This window comes from Blautia sp. HCP3S3_D9, from assembly GCF_052063845.1.
Taxonomy (GTDB): Bacteria; Bacillota; Clostridia; order Lachnospirales; family Lachnospiraceae; genus Blautia_A.
On record NZ_JBQHWS010000169.1, the window covers coordinates 1 to 6,075 of the forward strand.

6 protein-coding genes are annotated in these 6,075 nt (G+C 34.8%); all 6 read left to right on the forward strand.

Annotation, left to right across the window (positions count from 1 at the left end):
• The first annotated feature begins 147 nt into the window (after window positions 1-147).
• The gene (locus ACTNES_RS18840; RefSeq protein WP_441040373.1) at window positions 148-1,842 is read left to right on the forward strand and encodes an IS1634 family transposase; all 1,695 of its coding nucleotides are present in this window, start codon (window positions 148-150) and stop codon (window positions 1,840-1,842) included.
• A 15-nt stretch (window positions 1,843-1,857) separates the two neighbouring features.
• On the forward strand, window positions 1,858-2,103 hold the full coding sequence (locus ACTNES_RS18845) for a hypothetical protein (RefSeq protein WP_173684812.1): 246 nt from the start codon (window positions 1,858-1,860) through the stop codon (window positions 2,101-2,103).
• A 221-nt stretch (window positions 2,104-2,324) separates the two neighbouring features.
• Window positions 2,325-3,668 carry an AAA family ATPase gene (locus ACTNES_RS18850; protein WP_441040374.1) on the forward strand — a complete coding sequence of 448 codons (1,344 nt, stop codon included), beginning with the start codon at window positions 2,325-2,327 and terminating at the stop codon, window positions 3,666-3,668.
• A gap of 2 nt (window positions 3,669-3,670) precedes the next feature.
• Window positions 3,671-4,096 carry a hypothetical protein gene (locus ACTNES_RS18855; protein WP_441040375.1) on the forward strand — a complete coding sequence of 142 codons (426 nt, stop codon included), beginning with the start codon at window positions 3,671-3,673 and terminating at the stop codon, window positions 4,094-4,096.
• Between the two features lie 156 nt (window positions 4,097-4,252).
• The gene (locus tag ACTNES_RS18860; protein WP_195982560.1) at window positions 4,253-4,696 is read left to right on the forward strand and encodes a hypothetical protein; all 444 of its coding nucleotides are present in this window, start codon (window positions 4,253-4,255) and stop codon (window positions 4,694-4,696) included.
• Window positions 4,689-5,753: a hypothetical protein gene (locus ACTNES_RS18865; protein ID WP_195982561.1), complete on the forward strand. Its 1,065-nt coding sequence runs from the start codon at window positions 4,689-4,691 to the stop codon at window positions 5,751-5,753. The genes ACTNES_RS18860 and ACTNES_RS18865 overlap by 8 nt, the downstream gene beginning before the upstream one ends.
• Window positions 5,754-6,075: the final 322 nt, after the last annotated feature.

A 6,075-nucleotide genomic window follows, 5' to 3' on the forward strand; every position in this document is an offset into this window, starting at 1 on the left:
GGATAAATGAGTAGGTATGTTTACTTAGCAAAAAACTTTAAAACCTTTTGTTTTAGCTAATAACAGGGTGTGAGTAGGAAAAAAATGGGAAGTTAGCAAATATAGTACAATTATTTTAGGCGGATAGCCGCCTAAAAGGAGGGCGCTATGTATCTGGATTTTTTAGTGAAAGTACCAATCGTAAAAGGCAAGATTACACGAAGAAAAAAGTCAAATGTTGTATATATAGAGTATGAGTATGACCGGGTTTATGATCCATCCCGGAAGTATACTTTTCCCAAAAGAGTAACGATCGGAAAACTGTCAGATACAGATCCGGAATTCATGAAACCGAATCAAAATTTCCTGAAATATTTCCCCGATGCAGAGCTTCCGGAAAGCAAAAACAGGACTTCCAGAAGCAGCTGTCTCAGGGTAGGAGCATACTTTGTACTGCGTAAGATCATAGAAGAATGCAGCTTGAACGATATCCTTGGAAAGTATTTTAGATTGCGTGATATAGGGCTGTTTTTAGATCTGGCGGTTTATTCAATCATAGCAGAAAATAATGCAGCACAGTATTATCCGGATTATACATATAACCATCCGCTTTTTACGGAAAAGATGAAACAATACAGTGATTCAACCGTATCAGATTTTCTGAATTCAGTAACAGATGACCAGAGTACAGGCTTTCTGAATACATGGAATGAGCCACGGAATTACCACGAAAAGATCTATATTTCTTATGATTCAACGAATAAAAACTGTCAGGCCGGAGATATAAAAATGGTCGAATTTGGGCATCCGAAAGTAGATGTTGGAGAGCCGGTATTTAATTATGCAGTTGCGTATGACACCCATAATCAAGAACCGTTATTTTACGAAAAATATCCTGGCAGTCTGAATGATATCTCCCAGCTTCAGTTCATGCTGGATAAAGCATCCGGATATGGTTACAAGAAGATCGGATTCATTCTGGACAGGGGATATTTCAGCTGCGAGAATATACAATATATGGATAAATGTGGGTATAGTTTTGTTATCATGGTGAAAGGGATGTCTGCCCTTGTGAATGAATTGATCCTGGAAAATAAAGGGACATTTGAAAATAAGCGGGTGAACAATATCTATGAATATGGAGTTTACGGAAAGACAATACGGCACAAACTGTATGCAAGTGATAAAAAGGAGCGTTATTTTCATCTGTATCATAGTATTTCCAAAGAAAGCGCAGAACGGATAGAGATTGAAAATCGGATCAACCAGATGACGCAGTATCTGAAAAAGTACCAGAATAAGGTAAAGGAATTCGGTCCTGGATTTGAGAAGTATTTTAACCTTCATTATGATGAAAAGAGCCAGGCTTTTATACTACCAGAAGAACAGTGCAGTGTGGTAGAAAGAGAACTGGATCTGGCAGGATATTTTTGTATCGTTACATCGGAAAAGATGAGTGCGAAGGAAGCAATCGAACTGTACAAGAGCAGGGATGTATCGGAGAAACTATTCCGCGGAGACAAATCATATCTGGGGAATAAGAGCATCCGGGTGTATTCAGAAGAATCAGCAAGAGCGAAGATATTTGTTGAATTTGTAGCCATGATAGTGCGCTGCAAGATGTATATAAAACTAAAAGAAGAAATGAAAAAACTGGATAAGAAATTGAACTATATGACTGTACCGGCGGCAATAAAAGAGTTGGAAAAAATAGAAATGGTACGTCAGTTAGACAATATATACCGTCTGGATCATGCAGTAACAGCGAACCAGAAAGTAATATTGAAAGCCTTTGGACTGGATGCGAATAGTATAAAATACTTTGCATCAGAGCTGAGTAAGGAACTGAAAAAAGCAGAATAAGGAAAGAAAATAAGGATGGCAAGAACAAGGAAAACAAGTAGGGAAGCATTGGAAGAAAAGATTGAAAAAGCAGAGGCTGATGTGGTCGCAGCGAAGAAAAAGTATGACCAGGCAACAGCAAATCTGAAAGAACTGTTAGACAAGAGGGATGCCATAAGAAAAGAAGAGATACTGTCAGCGGTTGTAAAAAGTGGGCGGTCATATGAGGAGATCATGAACTTTTTAAATGCAGGATCAGATGGAGAAAAGACGGAAAAATAGAGTTATTTTGAGTCACAGATATAGCGACCCTCGATTTAGGCGGAAAAAACTGGAAGTTCACAGTAAAAGTCAGGGAATCTATGATATAAAGATTCCCTGACTTGATAAAAATGATTTTGAAGAAAAAACGCAAAATAAGAATAAAAAATTGACTCTATCATACAATAAGATTATAATATAAATGTGATTTTGTTAAAAATAAGCAGAATGGAGGTAATAAAATGCTTCTTGAATTTAAAACAAAAAATTATAAATCTTTTGTAGAAGAGGCAAGCTTTTCAATGGTAGCTGCGCCAAAACAAAAGGGATTAGATTATAGTCTTATGAAGACAAAAATAAAAGGAAAAGAGATAAAGGGGTTAAGTTCTTCTGTTATTTATGGACCGAATGCGGCAGGAAAAACTAATATTATTGGTGCGATGGATGTATTGCGGGCAATTGTTTTGAGAGGAAATATCGGAAATTCTGAAGAAAAATCATCACCAAACCCAGCTGCAGCAGCATTAGAATTGATTCCAAATAATAATGAAATGGAATCAAAACCGGTATGCTTTGAAATAGAATTTTATGAGGAAGATGGAGAGAATCATAAATTTAAAATACACTATGAATTAGAGGTCGATCTTGGAACCTTTCTTGAGGAAGAGCATCAAAGAAAAATCCTTGCAGAAATGTTGGAGGTCAATGGAGAAAGAGTATTTGAACGTACGCAAGATTTGAAAATAGAAAACTTAAAGGTTATTAAAGATTATTTGTCGGATATAACAGAACAGAATGCAGAAAGTGTAAATGAAATTGCAAAAAATAGTTTGAATCAGGAAGAATTATTTTTAACGAATGGTTTTAAGTTGATTTTTTCGCCTAAATTCACAAAGCTGATTGTTGATTGGTTTACGAATAAGTTTATGGTAATTTATCGTGCGGATTCGATGCAACTGATTAAAAGATTTGCAGATCCAAAAAAGAAAGCAATCTATGTTGAAAAAACAACAGATGAAGCTGCAAAATTATTTGGAATCAATTCAAATGCAGTGGGATATGTCGTGAGCGATGACGAGCCGGATGCAAAATTATATTCTGTATTTAAAAATATGAAAAACAAAAAGACTACGGCGGTTGCAGCAGACATTTTTGAGTCATATGGAACGATTCGATTTATCAATATGTTTCCACTTGTAATTAAAGCAATGCAAACAGGTGGAACACTGGTGGTGGACGAATTTGACGCATCTATTCATCCGATTGCATTGATGAGTATTATCAATGTATTTCATAATGATGATGTAAATATTCATCATGCGCAGCTTATATTTAATACTCATAATCCGATATTTTTGAATTCAAACCTTTTTAGGAGAGACGAGATTAAGTTTGTTGAGCGTGACGATGATACCCATGACAGTGTATTATACGCATTATCTGATTTTGGCACAACAGGTGATAAGGGTGTTCGTAAGCATGAAGACTATATGAGCAAGTATTTCATCAGTCAGTATGGAGCAATAAAGGATATTGATTTTACACCGATCTTTGAAGAAATCTTATGTGATGAAAAAGAGGGATAGGGATGGCAAAGAGAAAACCAACAAATAAATATTATTTCAGTGTTGAGGGAGAAACAGAGCAGTGGTACTTAAAATGGCTGCAGGATACGATAAATAATACTGAAAAAGCTGCATGCAAGGTGTCCATTGATTGTCCGGTAAGGAAAAATCCATTAAAGCATGCGAAGTCATTGACCGTTACCAGAAAGATTGGAATCTATCATTTTTTTGATTACGAAAGTGATGAACCGCTTCATGTCAAAGGCTTTCAAGAAGCCCTGGACAATATGAAGAAGGCAGAAAAAATAGGAAAACAGTATATTACACCGATCAACCGGGCATTTGGAGAGAAATTTCAAAATATGGATGAATTCAAAGAAGAGAATAATTTTAAGAGATGTCTTAAGAAAATGGACTTGTCCAATGTATTTGCTCAAAAGTTTTTCTGAAGGATTACCGCAGATAATATATGTAAAACTATATTCACATGACAAAAAATCTAAAGTATAATTTAAAAGATAATTGAGATTATTAGTTTGCACATGTATATAAAAATTTGGAGAGGAGGGAGATGCGGATTCATTTTTTGTTTCCAGCATCTGAAAATGAAAATGCTAAATATTGGTGAAATAACAAATGAAGAAGTTTCTATTTTTAGTGAGCTGAAAAATACGTATCCGGATTATGTTTTCATTCGGACAGAACACGGATTTGATATGTCATTGTCTATCCAAGTTACAATTGATTTATCAAATATATTACAAGTGGCCATTCCTGCAATTGTGTCTATCATTGAGGCCATTCTTGTGTACCGTATTCAGAAAAAGCAGAATGAGTTGACAGAGAAAAAAATGAAAGAAGACAAAATAGAAATGCAGAGAAAACAGGATAATCATTCGAAAAATGAATTTGAGGTGACAGTATCTTCTGCTGGAGAAACAAAAATTATTGTTAAGAGTAGTGATTTAGATGCGCTAATAAAAGAACCAGAGAATTTGAAAGCATTTATGAAGATAGTAGATGAGGAATTACATTCAATAAATGAATAGAATAGATTTTATAAAAAGAATTATTACTGAGGGAACAATTACAAGAGATCAAGAATTAAGCTATAAAGAGACAGAAGTATATTATAACGATATTGTTCAGGCTCTAAACATAGAAAATTTTCCATTGATTTCTATTAATACGATTAAAAAAAAGACTTATATGTTACAGGAAAGCAATGGACAATGTTATTTAGTTTTTGATCATTATTTACTGGAATATATGCATCTTCTTAATCAATTTGTTATTGAAGAAGATAAATCCCTGCAGGTAGAGGCATTATTCTATAAAATTATGTCAGAAGAATGCTTCACCCGGCATAAGATGAGCGCTGCAATTCATTTTGCTGGAGAATATATGAATAATATCGAACATGTCATCCAAGATTATATGGGAGAAAGAGCAGCTGACCATATACCCAGTTATTTATTTGTTCAGCAGGCATTTTTGATAGCACATGAGCTTTTCCATTTCTTTATTCATAAGAATCCGAATTATGACAGAGAAGGTATTCAGTCTAAAAAAAGATTCTTAAACAGGATATATAATTATGTACTTGACAAAAATGCAGACACTGCAGCGATGATAAAAAAAGCGGTTGATGAGACTGACATGACAGAAGAATGTCTTTGCGATTCCACAGCAATAATCCAAGGCATAGATGTGGGGATCAAGACAGGAAAAATGGATATAGTTGATTGTGGTGTTTCTGTAGCACTGGCGTTGATGAATCAATATACAATCTCCACGATTCAGGACACAGTGAAGCATTCGGGGGATATGACATACGAGCGACTGCAGAATTTATTCAATTTTCGAATTGTCCATCTAAAAGCGTTCACAGATTTATATATTAAAGAATACGGCACATCTGAACAGGCCCGTTTATACCAGTATAAAGTCGAACAGATACATAAAAATTGGTTTGAGAGGGTGAATATACCGATTATGCACCTTCTGGTAAAAGTAAACAGAAGGCTGAAAGAAGAACCTATGAGTGTAAGAGGGAGTGAAAAACAGAAAATAATAGATACATTAAGGACAATATATAATTCGTGACAGTAAAAAAGTTAAATGGAAATATAAGACCTCCTGATTTGATAAATTTAGCACTGCTGTCTTCCACAGAGAATTTGACTGTGTAATCACGTAAATAGAAACGTCGGGCGTTAACAAACTGATCAACAGTAATCCTTAACTTCCTGAAAAAGTAACACTCAAAAAATGATAGATTGTAAAAAACCTTGAAAAATAGGGATTTTTTGGCAGAATCTGAACTTTTCATAAAAGTTACACTAAATGGCTAAAAAGCTTGAAAACAAGCCATTTTCCCCAAATTGGTCTTAGTGTAACTGTTACACTAAAACCATCCATGAAACTC

Excerpts from the sequence above, each read along its gene's own strand:
- ACTNES_RS18840 (WP_441040373.1), top strand. The coding sequence starts at position 148 with ATGTATCTGGATTTTTTAGTGAAAGTACCAATCGTAAAAGGCAAGATT.
- ACTNES_RS18845 (WP_173684812.1), top strand. The coding sequence starts at position 1,858 with ATGGCAAGAACAAGGAAAACAAGTAGGGAAGCATTGGAAGAAAAGATT.
- ACTNES_RS18850 (WP_441040374.1), top strand. The coding sequence starts at position 2,325 with ATGCTTCTTGAATTTAAAACAAAAAATTATAAATCTTTTGTAGAAGAG.
- ACTNES_RS18855 (WP_441040375.1), top strand. The coding sequence starts at position 3,671 with ATGGCAAAGAGAAAACCAACAAATAAATATTATTTCAGTGTTGAGGGA.
- ACTNES_RS18860 (WP_195982560.1), top strand. The coding sequence starts at position 4,253 with ATGAAAATGCTAAATATTGGTGAAATAACAAATGAAGAAGTTTCTATT.
- ACTNES_RS18865 (WP_195982561.1), top strand. The coding sequence starts at position 4,689 with ATGAATAGAATAGATTTTATAAAAAGAATTATTACTGAGGGAACAATT.